16 protein-coding genes and 1 pseudogene are annotated in these 17,488 nt (G+C 61.2%); 6 read left to right on the top strand and 11 right to left on the bottom strand.

The features are described from left to right. The first annotated feature begins 64 nt into the window (after positions 1-64). Together BT199_RS10950 and BT199_RS10945 are read left to right on the top strand one after the other, a co-directional pair. Complete coding sequence (locus BT199_RS10950) at positions 65-2,602, top strand: PAS domain-containing hybrid sensor histidine kinase/response regulator (protein WP_014718204.1); 2,538 nt, start codon at positions 65-67, stop codon at positions 2,600-2,602. A gap of 43 nt (positions 2,603-2,645) precedes the next feature. Beyond that, complete coding sequence (locus BT199_RS10945) at positions 2,646-2,921, top strand: peptidylprolyl isomerase (protein ID WP_003174397.1); 276 nt, start codon at positions 2,646-2,648, stop codon at positions 2,919-2,921. 48 nt (positions 2,922-2,969) lie between these two features. On the opposite strand, the gene BT199_RS10940 is transcribed toward BT199_RS10945, so the two are convergent. The 8 genes from BT199_RS10940 to BT199_RS10905 all read right to left on the bottom strand — a co-directional run bounded on the left by BT199_RS10940 (position 2,970) and on the right by BT199_RS10905 (position 9,536). Continuing rightward, positions 2,970-3,875, bottom strand: coding sequence for a sugar kinase (locus BT199_RS10940; protein ID WP_014718203.1), 906 nt, complete (start codon positions 3,873-3,875; stop codon positions 2,970-2,972). Between the two features lie 123 nt (positions 3,876-3,998). Continuing rightward, complete coding sequence (locus tag BT199_RS10935) at positions 3,999-5,207, bottom strand: amino acid deaminase (RefSeq protein WP_072434466.1); 1,209 nt, start codon at positions 5,205-5,207, stop codon at positions 3,999-4,001. 9 nt (positions 5,208-5,216) lie between these two features. Next, the gene (locus tag BT199_RS10930) at positions 5,217-5,981 is read right to left on the bottom strand and encodes an IclR family transcriptional regulator (protein ID WP_014718201.1); all 765 of its coding nucleotides are present in this window, start codon (positions 5,979-5,981) and stop codon (positions 5,217-5,219) included. A 134-nt stretch (positions 5,982-6,115) separates the two neighbouring features. Continuing rightward, positions 6,116-6,505 (bottom strand): RidA family protein, encoded by a 390-nt coding sequence (locus BT199_RS10925; RefSeq protein ID WP_003191822.1) that lies wholly within the window; start codon positions 6,503-6,505, stop codon positions 6,116-6,118. A 14-nt stretch (positions 6,506-6,519) separates the two neighbouring features. Then, positions 6,520-7,302 (bottom strand): amino acid ABC transporter ATP-binding protein, encoded by a 783-nt coding sequence (locus BT199_RS10920; RefSeq protein ID WP_020301585.1) that lies wholly within the window; start codon positions 7,300-7,302, stop codon positions 6,520-6,522. After that, a complete protein-coding gene (locus tag BT199_RS10915; protein WP_014718199.1) occupies positions 7,299-7,961 on the bottom strand; it encodes an amino acid ABC transporter permease in 663 nt (220 codons plus the stop codon). Before BT199_RS10915 ends, BT199_RS10920 begins: the two co-directional genes overlap by 4 nt. Positions 7,962-7,972: 11 nt before the next feature. After that, positions 7,973-8,635, bottom strand: a complete 663-nt coding sequence (locus tag BT199_RS10910; RefSeq protein ID WP_019817612.1) for an amino acid ABC transporter permease — start codon at positions 8,633-8,635, stop codon at positions 7,973-7,975. Between the two features lie 52 nt (positions 8,636-8,687). Continuing rightward, positions 8,688-9,536: a transporter substrate-binding domain-containing protein gene (locus BT199_RS10905; protein ID WP_019817613.1), complete on the bottom strand. Its 849-nt coding sequence runs from the start codon at positions 9,534-9,536 to the stop codon at positions 8,688-8,690. Positions 9,537-9,863: 327 nt separating this feature from the next. Between BT199_RS10905 and BT199_RS10900 the strand changes: the two are divergent. Continuing rightward, a pseudogene (locus BT199_RS10900) lies at positions 9,864-10,136 on the top strand (thioredoxin family protein); the annotation flags it as partial. Positions 10,137-10,173: 37 nt separating this feature from the next. Here the strand turns inward: BT199_RS10900 and BT199_RS10895 are convergent. The 3 genes from BT199_RS10895 to rpiB all read right to left on the bottom strand — a co-directional run bounded on the left by BT199_RS10895 (position 10,174) and on the right by rpiB (position 13,682). Further along, a complete protein-coding gene (locus tag BT199_RS10895; RefSeq protein WP_014718196.1) occupies positions 10,174-11,742 on the bottom strand; it encodes a TerC family protein in 1,569 nt (522 codons plus the stop codon). Between the two features lie 434 nt (positions 11,743-12,176). Then, positions 12,177-13,157 (bottom strand): sugar-binding transcriptional regulator, encoded by a 981-nt coding sequence (locus BT199_RS10890; protein ID WP_034125745.1) that lies wholly within the window; start codon positions 13,155-13,157, stop codon positions 12,177-12,179. A gap of 63 nt (positions 13,158-13,220) precedes the next feature. Beyond that, the gene (gene rpiB / locus BT199_RS10885; protein WP_019817614.1) at positions 13,221-13,682 is read right to left on the bottom strand and encodes a ribose 5-phosphate isomerase B; all 462 of its coding nucleotides are present in this window, start codon (positions 13,680-13,682) and stop codon (positions 13,221-13,223) included. A 262-nt stretch (positions 13,683-13,944) separates the two neighbouring features. Between rpiB and BT199_RS10880 the strand changes: the two genes are divergently transcribed. From BT199_RS10880 to BT199_RS10870, 3 genes are read left to right on the top strand one after another with little or no spacing between them, the layout of a single operon-like run. After that, the gene (locus BT199_RS10880; protein WP_060767524.1) at positions 13,945-15,432 is read left to right on the top strand and encodes a sugar ABC transporter ATP-binding protein; all 1,488 of its coding nucleotides are present in this window, start codon (positions 13,945-13,947) and stop codon (positions 15,430-15,432) included. Then, a complete protein-coding gene (locus tag BT199_RS10875) occupies positions 15,429-16,406 on the top strand; it encodes an ABC transporter permease (protein WP_014718193.1) in 978 nt (325 codons plus the stop codon). Before BT199_RS10880 ends, BT199_RS10875 begins: the two co-directional genes overlap by 4 nt. Before the next feature lie 34 nt (positions 16,407-16,440). Then, a complete protein-coding gene (locus BT199_RS10870; RefSeq protein WP_014718192.1) occupies positions 16,441-17,448 on the top strand; it encodes a substrate-binding domain-containing protein in 1,008 nt (335 codons plus the stop codon). Positions 17,449-17,488: the final 40 nt, after the last annotated feature.

Raw genomic sequence — 17,488 nt, 5'->3', positions numbered from 1 at the left:
CCGTTGTCGTTCCTTGGGACAATGGGTGTTGTCATTTTTCAAAGCGTCAGGCTCAGGGCTTTTTATGAATGGAACATCCACCGGTAGCGAAGCCGCTGCATTGATCAGGCGGCTGGACTGGGCGCAAAGCCCCCTCGGTGAGGCCAGTGAGTGGCCGCAAAGCCTGCGCACTGCTGTCGATATCGTCGTGCATTCACCCATGCCAATGGTGCTGCTGTGGGGCCCACACCTCATACAACTCTATAACGATGGCTTTGCCCACCTGATAGGCGGCAAGCACCCCGGCGCTCTGGGCCAGCCGGCGCACCACACTTGGCCCGAACTGGAAAGCTTCGCCGCGCCGGTCTACGACGCCGTGCTCGGCGGCCAGGTGCGCACCTTCAGCGAGCAACGCTTTGTGCTGCAACGCGAGGGCCGCGACACCGAGATATGGCTCGACCTGACCTACAGCCCGGTGCGCGATGAAAGCTGCCGGGTGGCCGGCATCCTGGTCACGGCCATTGAAACCAATGAGCGGCGCAGCAAAACCCTCGAACTGCAACAGCGCTCCGAAGCCAGCCTCAAGGCCCAGCACAACACCGAACAGCGCCTGCAACTGGCACTGGCGGCCACCGACGCGGTAGGCACCTGGGACTGGGATATCGGCGAAGACCGTTTCATCGCCGACGCCCATTTCGCCTACCTGCATGGCGTCGACCCCAACGATTCGAGCCTGCTGCCCATCAGCGCCTACCTGCATGGTGTGCACCCTGAGGACCGGGGAACGGTGACGCGCAGCATCAAGCATTGCATTACCCATGGCACCGAATACGCCGAGGAGTATCGCTTGCTGCAAGCCGACGGCCAGGTGCGCTGGGTGTTCGCCCGTGGCCGCTGCTACAAGGATCAACAGGGCCGGCCTGCGCGTTTCCTCGGCGCCGCGCTGGACCTCACCGAGCGTAAAAACACCGAGCAAGCCCTGCGCCAGAGCCAGACTGAGCTGCAACTGATCATCAACGCCATGCCGGTGTTGATCGGCTACGTTGACCACGACCAGCGCTTTCGCCTCAACAACAGCGCTTACCTGGACTGGTACGGCAAGACGCCCCAGGAGCTGTACGGCAAAACCATCCGCGAAGTACTTGGCGACGAGGTGTATGCCGGGCGCGCAGACAAGATTGCCGCCGCGCTCAAGGGCAAGGCGTGCAGCTTCATGACGGTGACGCCTCATCGCGATGGCCGCCCGCGCCATGCACTGATGAAGTACCTGCCGCGCTTTAGCAGTGACGGCTCAGTGAATGGTTTCTACATCTTTGTGATCGACGAGACCGAACGCAAGCTCACCGAAGAAGCCCTGCGCCACCTCAACGAGAACCTTGAAGAACGCGTGGCCCAGCGCACCCAGGCGCTGGCCGAAGCCAACCAGCGCCTGCAAAACGAGATGTTCGAGCGCGAGCGTGCCGAAGATGCCCTGCGCCATGCGCAGAAGATGGAAGCGGTCGGCCAGCTCACCGGCGGTATCGCCCATGACTTCAACAACATGCTCACCGGCATCATCGGCAGCCTCGACCTGATGCAGCGTTACATTGCCGCCGGACGCAGCGACGATATCGGCCGTTTTGCCGATGCCGCCGTGTCCTCCGCCCATCGCGCCGCCGCCCTCACCCACCGGCTGCTGGCGTTCTCGCGACGCCAGTCGCTGGACCGTCGCCCCACCGACCCCAACCAACTGGTGGCGTCCCTGGAAGACCTGTTCCGGCGCACCAAGGGCGCGCATATCGAACTCAAGGTAAAACTGGGCAAGGACACCTGGCCGGTGAACACCGATGCCAGCCAATTGGAAAACGCCCTGCTCAACCTGGTGATCAACGCCCGCGACGCCATGCCCGACGGCGGCGAGCTGCTGATCGAAACCGCCAACAGTTACCTGGACGGCACCGACATCACCACCCTGGAACCGGTCAAGGCTGGCGACTATGTGATGCTTGGCGTGAGCGACAACGGCAGCGGCATGGCGCCGAAAATCCTCGCCAAGGCGTTCGACCCGTTCTTCACCACCAAACCCATCGGCCAAGGCACTGGCCTTGGGTTGTCGATGATCTACGGTTTTGCCCAGCAATCCGGCGGCCACGTGACCATCCAGAGCGAACCGGGCCAGGGCACCTGCGTGCGCCTGTACCTGCCGCGTTTGTATGGCACCGCACTGGAAAGCAGCCTGCCTACCAGCCTGACCGAAGCCCCCGTGGCCCTGGCCGGTGAAGCGGTGGTGGTGGTCGAGGACGACCCGGCGGTGCGTATGCTGGTGGTCAATGTACTCGACGAACTGGGCTATACCGCTCACCAGGCGGCGGATGCGCGTGCGGCGCTGCCGTTGCTGGAATCGGATTTGCGCGTGGACTTGCTGGTGACCGACGTTGGCTTGCCCGGCATGAACGGCCGGCAACTGGCGGAAATCGCCCGCCAGCATCGCCCCGGCCTGCGCGTGCTGTTCATGACCGGTTATGCCGAGAAAGCCGCCGAACGCCAGGGGTTCCTGGAGGACGGCATGGACATGGTCGCCAAGCCTTTTTCCATTGACCTGTTGGCCAACAAAATCCGTAGCATGATCGGCGTCGAGGCCTGAGTTCAGGCATAATCGCGCGCCGTCGCACAGCTGGTAGAGCCCCATGAAAGCCCAAGCCCGTCATATCCTGGTGAAAACCAGCGAAGAAGCCGAACAACTCAAGCAGCGTATTGCCAAAGGCGAAGCCTTTGATGTGCTGGCCAAGAAGTACTCCACCTGCCCGTCGGGCAAACGCGGTGGTGACCTGGGCGAAGTGCGGCCCGGGCAGATGGTGGGGGCGATTGATGCGGTGATCTTCAAGAAACCGGTGAAGGTGGTGCACGGGCCGATCAAGAGCAAGTTTGGCTATCACCTGGTGCAGGTGTTTTACCGCGATTGAGTGGATGGCTTCAGTCCGATCGTTCCCACGCGTGGGAACGATCAGTGATCATCTCGGTATCAGCGCCCCCGGCACCTGAATCACCCGGCTCGCCAACCGATGCCCCGCCAGTGCGGCGTCTTGGGGCGAACCACCGTTGAGCCGACTGGCCAGATACGCCGCACTGAACGAATCCCCCGCCGCCGTGGTGTCCACCACCTTCTCCACTTTCAACGCCGGCACCGCAAAGCGCTCGCCCGCGCAACGAATCAAGCACGCATCCGCTCCCCGCTTGAGCACCACTTCTGCAATCGAGGGATACGCCGCAAACACCTGCTCGCTATCCTCATAGCCGAACAACGCGCGTTCGTCATCCTCGGTGAGCAAGGCAATGTCCACTGCGGCCAACACCCTGCGATACGCCTCACGGGCCGTTTGCACATCGGCCCACAGCCGGGGCCGGTAGTTGTTATCGAACACCACCTTGGCGCCACGCTGGCGGGCTTCGATCAGCGCCTGCAGTAAGCGCTCACGCCCGATGTCTCCCAGCACCGCCAGGGTAATGCCACTGAAATACACCACGTCATAGCCCGGCAATGCCGCCAGGACCGGCTCGGCGGCAGGCGTGGTGAAGCAGTCGCGCACGGCCGCTTCGTTGCGCCAGTAGAGGAATTTACGTTCGCCCTGGGCATCAGTCTGGATGCAATACAAGCCCGGCAGGCGCCCAGGCAGACGCTGGACCCTGCCCAGGCCAAGGCCTTCGGCGTGCCAATGCTCGCACATGGCATCGCTGAAGCTGTCATCGCCCAGGGCGGTGACGTAGTCAACGCTGCCGGCATCGCCCAGCTCGCGACGCAGGTACACCGCAGTGTTCAGGGTGTCGCCGCCGAAGCTCTGGTGCAGGCTGCCGTCGGCGCGGTGTTGCAGTTCGATCATGCATTCGCCGATGAGGGCGATGCGGGGGTGGGTGTTCATGGCTTTGCTCTCTGGTGTGGCTGATGGCCCCTTCGCGAGCAAGCCCGCTCCCACAGTTGACCCTCTTTCAACTGAAGGAATGCAGTCGAATGTGGGAGCGGGCTTGCTCGCGAAGGACGCGGTCTAGAAGCAGGTACGCAGAGACTCGACCACCTGCAACTGCTCATCCACCAGGCACCCCACCTGCCATTTATCAAAGGTCAGGCAAGGGTGGGACGTACCAAAGGAAATGATGTCGCCAATACGCAATTCCACCTCCGGTGCCACAGTCATGAACGCATGCTGGTCCATTACCGCCGTGACCTTGCACCCGCTCACATCATCACCTTGCGCCGGCACGATCCCGGCCTTGTAGCGCTTGAGTGGCACCGGCAAACCGGCGTCGTAGGCCACGTCGCGCTTGCCCAGGGCAACCACCGCAAAACCAGGCTCCGGCAACGACTGCACATGCGCCCAGACTTCCATTGCCGGGCGCAGGCCCTCGTTGAGGTCGCTGCGGCGTTCGAGTACACAGCACTGCGCCTCTTTGTAGATGCCATGGTCGTGGGCCACGTAACTGCCTGGGCGCAACACGCTGAGGAAACGGCCGGCGGCGTTCTGCGTTTCGAACGACTCGGCGATCAGGTCGTACCAGGCCGAGCCCGATGCGGTGATGATCGGCGTGGGCAGGTCGAACAGGCCGCTGTCTTGCAGCTCGACCGCCAGGCTCACCAGGCTGGCGGCGAAGGCGCGGATACCACTGATGGCGTGCTCGCCGTGGATCACGCCTTCGTAACCCTCGATACCGGTGAGGGCCAAGGCCGGCTGGGCCTGGACCGCCTTGGCCAGGTCGCGCACTTGCTGCTCGCTGCGACAGCCGCACCGGCCACCGACCACGCCATACTCGATCATCACATTGAGGCGCTGACCACGGGCGGCGAAGAACAGGCCCAGGTCGGCAACGTTGTCCGGGTGATCGACCATGCAATGAAAGTCAAAATCCTTGTCGGCCAGCAGGTCCGCGATCAAGGCCATGTTCGCTGCGCCCACCAGTTGGTTGGCCATCAGCACGCGACGCACGCCGCTGGCGTAGGCGGCGCGGGTCTGCACGGCGGTAGCCAGGGTGATGCCCCAGGCACCGGCGGCGATCTGGCGCTGGAACAGCGCGGGCATCATGCTGGTCTTGCCGTGGGGCGCCAGCTCGGCGCCGCTGCTGCGGACAAAGTCCTGCATCCAGCGGATGTTATGTTCCAGGGCGTCACGGTGCAGCACCAGGGCCGGCAGGCTGACATCGCGAACCAAATGGGCACCGACGGCAGCGGCACCTTTTTCAACGGCGTTGAGGGCAGACATGGAAAACTCCTATTCGTTGATGCGCCGGGCCAGGCTGTTGGCACTGTCGATCAGTACCCGGCGATAGTCGTGGTAGTTTTTACTCGCATCAGCCCGGGGGGCGACGATGCACAGAGTCGCGATGCTGATGCCCTGGGCATCGCGCACCGGGGCGGCAAAACAATGGGTGAAGGTGTCGGCCACACTGTCGAAGGAGAAGAACCCATCCAGGCTGGCCTGGCGGATCTGCGCCAGGAAGGTGTCCAGCGGCAGGCGCAGGCCGTCCGGCAGGATGAAATCGTCGGGGTCGATCAGGTCGACGATCTGCTGATCGCTCAAATGCCCCAGCAACAAGCGCCCCGAGGCGGTCCAGGGAATGGGGGCGTTTTCACCGATATCCGAAGAAATACGGAAATGCCGCTGGCCCTCGCGCATCAGCGCTACCGTGTATTTGCGCCCGTTGAGCAGGCACATCTGTGCGGTTTCGTGGGTCTGGCTGACGATCTCCTGCAAGGCGTGGTCGGCCTCGCGGGTCAGGTCAAAGTGACGCAAGTGTGCCTGGCCAAGGAAATACAGCTGACGCCCCAGGTACACGTGGCCTTCCTTGCCCACGGTTTCCAGGATGCGCCGCTCCAGCAACGACGCCACCAGTTCGTAGACCGTGGATTTGGGGCTGCCGATGCCGCTGGCAATATCATTCGGGCGCAGGGGCTGGCCGATTTCCTTGAGAAAATCGAGGATATCGAACGCACGGTCCAGGCCTTTGGCGCGGCGTTTGATGGTATCTTCGGTCATGGCAGTACTCGGTCCCGTTCCAGATGATCGTTCCCACGCTCTGCGTGGGCATGCATGCGGTGACGCTCTGCGTCACAAGCGCGGACGCAGAGCGTCCAAGGCGGTATTCCCACGCAGAGTGTGGGAATGATCAGTTAGGCCTTTTTCTTGTAGGCCACGCAATCAATCTCGACCTTGCAATCGACCATCATATTGGCCTGCACACAGGCACGCGCCGGGGCGTGTTCCGGGGTGAAGTATTCGCCGAACACCTTGTTGAAGCTCCAGAAGTCCCGTGGGTCTTCCAACCATACGCCCACCCGAACCACATCCTTGAGCTCGTAGCCGGCCTCTTCGAGGATCGCCACCACGTTGCGCATCGTCTGGCGGGTTTGCTCGATGATGCCGCCGTTGATGATTTCACCGTCCACCGCAGGTACCTGGCCCGACACGTACAGCCAGCCATCGGCTTCCACAGCGCGGGCGAACGGGCGTGGCTGGCCGCCACCTGCGGTGCTGCCGGTGCCGTAACGAGTAATGCTCATATAGTTGCTCCTTGTTAAAAACGAATGTTCTTGAGAAATTCCGCCAGTCGCGGCGACTGCGGCCGCTCGAATATATCTTTCGCGCTGCCCTGCTCTTCAATGCGGCCCTGGTTCATGAACACTATCTGGTCCGAAACTTCATAGGCAAAGCGCATCTCGTGGGTGACCAACAACATGGTCATGCCCTCCTCCGCCAGCCCCTTGATCACGCTGAGCACTTCGCCCACCAACTCCGGGTCGAGGGCCGAGGTGACTTCATCGAACAGCATCAGGCTGGGGTTCATGGCAATGGCCCGGGCAATGGCCACACGTTGTTGCTGGCCGCCGGACAATTGGCCGGGAAAGTGATTGCGGCGTTCCAGCAGGCCGACGCGGTCCAACCATTTTTCGGCCAGGGCTACCGCTTCATCCTTGCCCATCTTCTTGACCTTGAGCAAGCCGAGGGTAACGTTCTGCAGCGCAGTCAGGTGCGGGAACAGGTTGAATTGCTGGAACGCCATGCCGGTCATTGCGCGGTGCTGGGCGATCACCCGCTCCGGGTGGCGTACGCGCTTGCCGCCAACATCGCTGTAACCAATGGACTCGCCATCCAGGGTGATCTGCCCGCCCTGGAACTCCTCCAGCAGGTTCACGCAGCGCAGCAAGGTGGTCTTGCCCGAGCCGCTGGAGCCGATCAACGTCACCACATTGCCGCGCTGCATGGACAGGTCGACGCCCTTGAGCACTTCCACCTGGCCGTATTGTTTACGCAGGCCACGAATGTCCAGCAGCGCTGGGTTGGTTTGAGCTTGGTTCATGGCAAGGCCACCCGTTTTTCAATGTAGCGCCCGAATAATTCGATGGCGTAGTTGATGACAAAGAACAGAAAACCGGCGAACAGGTAGAACTCCAGGGTCATGAAGGTGCGCGCGATCACCTGCTGGGTACTTAGCAGCAATTCGGCCACGCCGATCACCGACAGCAAGGTGGAAGCCTTGACAATTTCCGTGGAGGAATTGACCCAGGTCGGCAAAATCTGCCGCAGCGCCTGGGGCAACAGCACGTAGCCCAGGGACTGATAAAACGTCAGGCCAATCGCCTTACCCGCTTCCATTTGCCCACGGGGAATGGCTTGCAGCGCGCCGCGCACGATTTCCGATACATGGGAGCCACAGAACAAGGTGAGCCCGACCGCACCGGCCTGGAACGCACTGATTTGCCAGCCAAGGGCCGGCAGCATGTAGAAACACGCCAACACCAGTACAAACACCGGCGTGCCACGGATCAAATCGACATACAGACGGAACGGCGCGCGCATCCAGAATTTGCCGTAGGTGAGGATCAACCCGGCGACGATGCCGATCAGGGTGCCAAAGACAATCGCCAGCGCCGAGACCGCCACGCTGGCCTGGAAGCCAGCCCAAAGGGTCTCGCGGGCGATCCACAATTCATGCAGCCAACTGGGGGATTCGTACATGGGACCCTTCCTTAACGACGGATAGCCAAACGCTGTTCCAGGTAACGGAGCAGCATGGCAATCAGGTAACAGGCAGCCACGTAGAGCGCGGTCGTGACCAGCCAGGTTTCAATCACCCGATAGCTTTCGACGTTGATCTTGCGGGCGTAATAGGTCAGCTCCGGCACCGCGATCGCAGCGGCCAGGGAGGTGTCCTTGAACAGCGAGATAAAGTTGTTCGACAGCGCCGGCAGCACGTTGCGCAGCATCACCGGCACGGTGATGTAAGCGCGAATCCGCCACTCCCCCAGGCCGATGGCCAGGCCGGCTTCCCGCAAGCCCTTGGGAATATTCACCAGGCCTGCGCGGAATACCTCGGTGAGATAGGCGCCGGCATACAGCGACAGGGTGATGATGAACGAGGGAATCTTATCCAGGCGAATACCCAGGGAGGGCAAGGCGAAGTAGATCAACAGGATCAACACCAGGATTGGGGTGTTGCGCACCACCGTCACATACACCGAGGCAAGAATACGCAACGCACGGTGCCTGGAGAGCATGGCAAACGCCATCAACAGGCCGATCACGCAGCCGATGGCGATCGACAGCAACGCCAACTGCAACCCCAGGCCGAGCCCCGCCAGCAAGGTGTCGAAATCACGCCAGACGGCGGCAAAGTTCAACTGATAGTTCATGGTCAGCAGCACCTGAAGGGGGCGTGTTCAGGCACGCCCCTATGGTTGCGGGTCACTTGAATTCCACGGGAAAACCAATCGCCGGTTCTGGCAGATCCACGCCAAACCACTGCTTGAACGAGGCTTTATAGGTGGGGAACTCGACACCGGTCATGGCTTCGTGCAGCGCGGTATTGACGAAGTTCAACCAGTCCTGGTCGCCGCGCTTGACCGCGCAGGCGTAGGTTTGCGGGCTCCAGGCGTAGGTGGGGCTGCGGTAGCGGCCAGGGTTCTGCACCATCAGGTATTTGACCGAGGACTGATCGGTGGCGGCGGCATCGGCGCGGCCTGAGTTCACGGCCTGGTACATCAAGTCGACACTGTCGTACTGGTCGACCTTGGCCTTGGGCAGCGCCTGGTGCACCAACTCTTCGGCGTATACGTTTTGCAGCACTGCAACGGTAACGTCATCACCTGCGGCTTGGAGATCTTCGATTTCCTTGTACTTGCTGTTGTTGGGCAGCAGCAGGCCGACGCCTTCCCGATAGTACGGCAGGGTGAAGGCCACCTGCTGCGCACGGCTGGCGGTGACGGTGATGAACTGGCAGCTCATGTCGACCTTGTCGGTGAGCAGGTTGGGAATACGTGCATCGGACGACTGCACCACAAACTCCACCTTGCTCGGGTCATTGAACAAGCCTTTGGCCACGATGCGGCCGATGTCGATATCAAATCCCTGCAACTTGCCATCCGCTCCCTGGAAGTGCCACGGCGCATTGGTACTGCCTGTACCTACGATCAAGTGCCCACGCTTGAGCACATCATCGAGCTTGCTGTCCGCCGCCTGCACCAGGCTGGCGAAGGAAGCCGATGCAGCGACGAGAAAAACACACGCTTTGAATACGGAAGGTCGGTGATGCATGACAAGCACTCCAGGGATTGTGTATTCCGCTATACCGGAACTTGGTATGTAACAACGGAATAGACAGCAGAAAGTGTGCCACAGACGCTGGAGGAAACCCATGGGGGTAATAAATGCGTTAGGGATCAGCGTGATAGCGATTGCAGAGATAAAAAAGCGTTGCGCCGCCGTCGTATGGCTGTGCTACGCAACGCCCCACAACGGTGTTACAGCGCACCCAGACGGGTCGAGTGCAAGTGACGCGCACCTGTGAAGGTTGACAGTAGACGGTGACGACCCTCCGGCTTAGCGTGAGCAAAAACCAACACGGCAGGCAGGAGGATCAACATGGGAGTCGCCACGCGCAGAATTTCCAGCGCCCAAGGGTTCAATCGGGTACTGAACACACCGCGCCCGGTGTTTATTCTTTTTTTTTCAGAGCACTGCCCCGCTTGCGCGCAGGCATGCCACTTATTCGAACAGACCGCGTGGAAGCATCCCTGGATAGTCAGCCTGTCACTCGACTGCGCCCATACGCCGAGGCACCCTGACGTGACGGGCACCCCGACGCTGCTGATCTACCTGAAGGGGGCCGTGGTAGAACGGCTCAAAGGCTTCGGCCCCGTTGAAGAACAAGAGCAGTGCGTAAAAGACATCTTCAGCCGTTATGACCTGAGCAAGGGCGCAAGTGCACTTGCGTCACCCGGCGCTCTTCCACTTCAGCCACGGTCAAACGCCAGCCTTCATGCTCCAGGCTATCGCCCACCGCCGGCAGGCGGTCGAGCAGGCTCATCACCAACCCCGCCAAGGTTTGATAGTCCTCGGTAGCCGCAGCCTTGAAGCCCGTTCGCTGACGCAGCAGGTTGAGGTTCAAGGCACCATTGGCACGGAAACCATCGCCGTCCTCGACTATGTCCGGCCCTTCGATTTCGCTGGCATCGGGCAATTCACCGGCGATGGATTCCAGAATATCCGTCATGCTCAATACACCCATGAAGTCGCCGAATTCGTTGATCACGAAAGCGATGTGGGTGGACTCCTGGCGCATCTGCTCCAGGGCGTTGAGGATCGAAAAGCTTTCCAGCAGGTTGATCGCCCGACGCGCCAAGTGCGCAAGGTTCGGCTCGTTGCCAGCCAGGTATTCCTTGAGCAGCTCTTTCTTGTGCACAAAGCCCAAAGGCTCATCCACTGCACCGTTACGGATCAACGGCAGACGCGAGTAGGACGAGTGCATCAGTTTCAGACGCGTCGTCTCGGGGTCGTCCGCCAGGTCGATACAGTCAACCTTGGCCCTTGGGGTCATCAGGGTGCGAATCGGCCGCTCGGCCAGTTGCAGCACACCGCTGATCATCACCCGTTCGCGCCGGTCAAACAGCGGACCCTGCGCAGCATCCGGCTCGCCCAGCAGGTCGGCGACCTCTTCACCCACCTCTTCCACCGCCAGGCTGCGGCCGCCCAACAAGCGCATCACCGCATGGGCGGTACGCTCACGCACCGGCAACACGCCCTGCGCCGATTTCTTGCGACGGGCTCGGGCGATCTGGTTGAACACCTCGATCAGAATCGAGAAGCCAATGGCCGCGTACAGGTAGCCTTTGGGAATATGGAAACCCAGGCCTTCGGCGGTCAGGGCGAAACCGATCATCATCAGGAAGCCCAGGCACAGCATGATCACGGTGGGGTGCGCATTGACGAAACGGGTCAGCGGCTTGCTCGCCACGATCATCAGGCCGATGGACACGATCACGGCGATCATCATCACCGCCAGCTCGTCGACCATGCCCACGGCGGTAATCACCGCATCGAGGGAGAACACCGCATCCAGCACCACGATTTGCGCGACGATCGGCCAGAACATCGCGTAAGCCACATTGCCCTTGTGCTGCGCCACATGGCCTTCAAGGCGCTCATGCAATTCCATGGTGGCCTTGAACAGCAGGAATATACCGCCGAACAGCATGATCAGGTCACGGCCCGAGAAGCTCTTGTCGAACACCTCGAACAGCGGCTGGGTCAGGGTCACCAACCAGGAAATACTCGCCAACAGGCCCAGGCGCATCAGCAGCGCCAGGGATAAACCGATCAAACGTGCACGGTCACGCTGCTCCGGTGGCAGCTTGTCCGCCAGGATCGCGATAAACACCAGGTTGTCGATACCCAGCACCAGTTCCAGCACAATCAAGGTCGCAAGGCCGAGCCAGGCCGTAGGATCCGCTAACCATTCCATTTATAAATTCTCTGTCTTTAAAGTGTTCAGAACGCCGGGCACGGCAAAGTGCGGTCATACGACCGAGACAAGGTTAGTTGACGGAATACGGGGTGCTTCAGCGGGAACAGCGACAGCGGTTGTCTTGGGGAAAGACGACTGGGAGGCTCCGAGAGGGTGTTCATGCAAGTCCTGAAATGACAAAAGGACTTGAATCCTACATTTGAAATACAAATTTCCTACAGCGCAAAACTATTACAAAACCTGTAGCCCCTATCAGAAGCACACCAATACTTGTGGGAGCTGGCTTGCCTGCGATGCAGACACCTGGGTGTTGATCGTTCCCACGCTCTGCGTGGGAATGCCGCCTTTGACGCTCCGCGTCCCACCCGCGCAAGGGTGACGCGGAGCGTCACAGGATGCGTTCCCACGCTGGAGCGTGGGAACAATCTGTATCAGGTTTTACGAGTGGCATCGTCCAGCGCCAGGATGGTGTGGGCGTTGGTGACGGTGGTCGCCAGCGTATTGATCACTCCCGAGCGCAACGCCCCCAAGGTCGCCGCCGCCTTGGTGTTCTCACTGGCAATCGCCACCACGTCCGGGATGCGAAACAGCTCCTGCACCGTCAACCCGATCACCCGCCCCTGGATGGCGTTGACCGCCGGCTGGCCGTGAATGTCGATAAAGTCATAGCCCATCATGTCGCCCACAGTGCCAGACAGGCGCGCCTGGGCGATTTCCTGGGGCGAGAACCAGCCCATGCGCACCATGTTGCTGTTCTCGCTCATGTCGCCGATGCCGATCAAGGCAATGTCAGCGCGGCGTGCGCGGTCAAGGGTGGAGCGCACCGTGTCGTTGTTGATCAGCACCCCGCGCAGCTCGGGGTTGGCCACCAGCGCTGGGGCGTAGAGGCTTTCACTTTCGCCCCCAAAGCGCAGGGCCAGACGCCGGCAGATGTGGTCAGGGTTCATGTATTCACCGGCCTTGAGCGAACCGCCGATGGCACACACGAAGGTGCAGTTGCGGGTCACCGGCAGAAACACGTTATCGGCCACCGCGCCGACGTTACGCCCCATGCCCACGGCAACGATCATCCCATCACTCAGGGTCTTGTTGAGGTAGTTGGCCACCAGGCTGGCGACCGCCGAGCGCTGGGTGTCGGGGTCGCTGTGGTCGACCGCGATCAAGGCGCGGTCGAGCTTGAAGCGCTCCACCAGTGCCCGTTCCAGCTCGTTGTTCATTGCCGGGTGCTGCAGCACGCGCACCTCGACAATCCCTTCATCGCGCGCACGCTTGAGCAGGCGGCTGACTTTTGCCCGCGACAGGTCAAAACGCTTGGCAATGGCCTCCTGAGTGACGTTCTCAAGGTAATAGAGCATCGCCACTTCGGTCATCTGATCGATATCACTGGCCATGCGCTGGGTACTGTCACTCATGGGGACGGGCTTCCGTTTCGGCGTCAAAGGCGCATTCTCCCGACTCTTGCCCTGCGCCGTCCACTACTGATGCCCATCGCGCTCGATCGCATTGATGCGCTCGACCTTGGCCCCGGACCGCGCCGCTTCGAACTCCGAGGCCAAAAACGCACTGACGATGCTTTTGGCCAACTCCGCACCGATGACCCGCGCACCGATGGAGAGGATTTGCGCATCGTTGCTCTTGCGCGCCCGCTCCGCAGAGTAGGTGTCATGGGCCTGGGCCGCACGGATGCCCAGAACTTTGTTGGCCGAGATGGCCATGCCTATGCCGGTGCCGCATACCAGCACGCCGAGGCGCTGTTGCCCGGCATTGATTGCGGTGGCCACGGCCAGAGCGATGTCCGGGTACAGCACCGGCGCCGTTGAATGCGTACCGAAGTCGGTGACCGGGTACCCCAACGCCTCGATATGGCGCTTCAACAACTCTTTGAGCTCAAAACCCGCTTCATCACATCCGATAGCCACCGGGAAAGGTGTGTTCATGGCGCCAAACTCCACTGATCAAATGATCACTTAGTGAAATATCTCTCACTCATTTCGCAAGCATTCACCCCTTACTGTCAAGCGAGATTTAACTGACCTGCCAGTCAAAGCCCTATACTAAGGCAATAACCGCGTCAAAGATGAGAATCACACCTTTTAAGTGAAAGAGATTGACTGATCAGAATTTCATTTGATACACATATGATCACAGCGAAACATGGCTGTGCGACCTAATAAGAATTCACAGCACGAGGACACGCCGATGGCCACGCCATTACTGCTCCAGGCTGAACATGTCGCCAAGGCTTACGCCGGGGTGCCAGCCCTGCGCGACGGGCGCCTTTCTCTGCGCGCCGGCAGCGTCCACGCCCTGTGTGGTGGCAACGGCGCCGGCAAGTCGACTTTCCTGAGCATCCTGATGGGCATCACCCAGCGTGACGCCGGCAGCATTGTGCTCAACGGCGCACCGGTGCAGTTCAATCGTCCGAGTGAAGCCTTGGCCGCGGGGATCGCAATGATCACCCAGGAGCTCGAACCCATCCCCTACATGACCGTCGCCGAAAACATCTGGCTGGGCCGCGAACCGCGCCGCGCCGGTTGCATCGTCGACAGCAAGGCCCTCAACCGCCGCACCCGCGAACTGCTCGAAAGCCTGGAGTTCGACGTCGACGCCACCAGCCCCATGCACCGCTTGAGCGTGGCGCAGATGCAATTGGTGGAAATCGCCAAGGCGTTCAGCCATGACTGCCAGGTGATGATCATGGACGAGCCCACCTCGGCCATCGGCGAGCGCGAGGCCGAAACCCTGTTCAAGGCGATTCGCCGCCTTACCGCACGCGGTGCCGGCATCGTGTACGTGTCCCATCGACTGAGCGAACTGGCGCAGATCGCCGATGACTACAGCATCTTCCGTGATGGCGCCTTTGTGGAAAGCGGGCGCATGGCCGATATCGACCGCGACCACCTGGTGCGCGGCATTGTCGGCCAGGAACTGACGCGCATCGACCACAAGGTGGGCCGCGAATGCGCGGCCAGCACCTGCCTGCAGGTCGACCACCTGAGCCGCAACGGTGAGTTCCACGACATCAGCCTGCAACTGCGCCGTGGCGAGATCCTCGGCATTTATGGGTTGATGGGCTCCGGGCGCAGTGAATTCCTCAATTGCATCTACGGCCTGACCGTGGCGGATGCCGGCAGCGTTACCTTGCAAGGCAAGCCCATGCCCATCGGGCAGCCCAAGGCGACCATCGACGCCGGCATGTCGCTGGTCACCGAAGACCGCAAGGACAGCGGCCTGGTGCTGACCGGCAGCATCCTGTCGAACATTGCACTGTCGGCCTATAAGCGCTTGTCGAGTTGGTCGCTGATCAACGCACGCAAAGAGGCGCAACTGGCCGAGGAGATGGTCAAGCGCCTGCAGATCAAGACCAGTTCCCTGGAGCTGCCGGTGGCGTCCATGAGCGGCGGCAACCAGCAAAAGGTGGTGCTCGCCAAATGCCTGTCCACGGAACCGGTGTGCCTGCTCTGCGATGAACCCACCCGCGGCATCGACGAAGGCGCCAAACAGGAGATCTACCACCTGCTCGACCAGTTTGTGCGGGCCGGTGGCGCAGCCATTGTGGTGTCGTCAGAAGCACCGGAACTGCTGCACTTGAGCGACCGCATCGCCGTCTTCAAAGGTGGCCGGCTGGTCACTATCAGCACCGACACCGCCCTTTCCCAGGAAGCCTTGTTGAGTCTTGCCTCATGAATGCCAAAACCATCGTTGCCCCCGTTACCGCCGCGCCGCGCAACCGCCTGCGCCTGTCCCTCGACCGCTTCGGCCTGCCGCTGGTGTTTATCCTGCTGTGCGTGGTGATGGCGTTTTCCAGTGAGTACTTCATGACCTGGCGCAACTGGATGGACATCCTGCGCCAGACCTCCATCAACGGCATTCTCGCCGTGGGTATGACCTATGTGATCCTGACCAAGGGTATCGACCTGTCGGTGGGGTCGATCCTGGCGTTCGCCGGGTTGTGCAGCGCCATGGTCGCCACCCAGGGTTATGGCCTGTTGGCGGCGGTCAGCGCAGGGATGTTTGCCGGCGCGATGCTCGGGGTGGTCAATGGTTTCATGATCGCCAACCTGTCGATCCCGCCGTTCGTGGCCACCCTCGGCATGCTCAGCATCGCGCGGGGCATGACCTTTATTCTCAACGACGGCAGCCCGATCACCGACCTGCCCGACGCCTACCTGGCCCTGGGCATCGGCAAGGTCGGCCCGGTGGGCGTGCCGATCATCATCTTCGCCGTGGTCGCGCTTATTTTCTGGATGGTGCTGCGCTACACCACCTACGGCCGTTATGTGTATGCGGTGGGCGGCAATGAAAAAAGCGCACGCACCTCCGGCATTGGCGTGCGCAAGGTGATGTTCTCGGTGTACGTGGTCTCGGGCCTGCTCGCCGGGTTGGCCGGCGTGGTGCTGTCGGCACGCACTACCTCTGCCCTGCCCCAGGCCGGGGTTTCCTATGAGCTGGACGCGATTGCCGCGGTGGTGATCGGCGGCACCAGCCTGTCGGGCGGTACCGGCAGCATTGTCGGCACCTTGTTCGGGGCCCTGTTGATCGGCGTGATCAACAACGGCCTGAACCTGCTCGGCGTGTCCTCCTATTACCAGCAGGTCGCCAAGGGCCTGATCATTGTGTTCGCAGTACTGATCGACGTGTGGCGCAAGAAGAAACGCTGAAGAACGCCCCATAACAATAACCGGAGTTCTACTTATGAAACTGGGTACCACCCTGGCCGCCGCGGCGGCCCTCTCCCTGCTCGCCAGCAGTATCGCCCTGGCCGCCGACGGCAAGACCTACAAGATCGGCGCAGCCGTCTATGGCCTCAAGGGGCAGTTCATGCAGAACTGGGTTCGTGAGCTCAAGGAGCATCCGGCCGTCAAGGATGGCACCGTGCAGTTGACCGTGTTCGACGGCAACTACGACGCCCTGACCCAGAACAACCAGATCGAAAATATGGTGACCCAACGCTACGACGCGATTCTGTTCGTGCCGATTGATACCAAGGCCGGCGTCGGCACCGTCAAGGCCGCCATGAGCAACGACGTGGTGGTCATCGCCTCCAATACGAAAGTAGCCGATGCCAGCGTGCCGTATGTGGGTAACGACGATGTGGAAGGCGGCCGCCTGCAGGCCCAGGCGATGGTCGACAAGCTCAACGGCAAGGGCAACGTGGTAATCATCCAGGGCCCGATTGGCCAGTCGGCGCAGATCGACCGGGAAAAAGGCGAGCTGGAAGTGCTGGGCAAACACCCGGACATCAAGATCATCGAAAAGAAAACCGCCAACTGGGACCGCGCCCAGGCCATGACCCTCACCGAAGACTGGCTCAACGCCCACCCCAAGGGCATCAATGGCGTGATCGCTCAGAACGACGACATGGCCCTGGGCGCCGTGCAGGCCTTGAAGTCCCATGGCCTCACCGCCAAGGATGTGCCCGTTACCTCTATCGACGGCATGCCGGATGCGATCCAGGCGGCGAAAAAGGACGAAGTCACCACCTTCCTCCAGGATGCCCAGGCCCAATCCCAAGGCGCACTGGACGTGGCCCTGCGCGCCCTGGCAGGCGAGGACTACAAGCCGCAATCGGTGATCTGGGAGCGCTACGCCAAGGACGTGAAATGGGCCGACGGCACAGCCAAGAACTACATCCTGCCCTGGGTGCCGGTGACCAATGCCAATGCGGATGCGCTGTACAAGCAAGTCAGCGGCGGTAAGTAGTTTGATCGTTCCCACGCTCCGCGTGGGAACGCATCCCGTG

Origin of the sequence: Pseudomonas sp. NFR02, assembly GCF_900119375.1 — a bacterium.
Classification (GTDB): domain Bacteria; phylum Pseudomonadota; class Gammaproteobacteria; order Pseudomonadales; family Pseudomonadaceae; genus Aquipseudomonas; species Aquipseudomonas paracarnis.
This window is presented reverse-complemented; position numbering and strand designations above follow the sequence as displayed.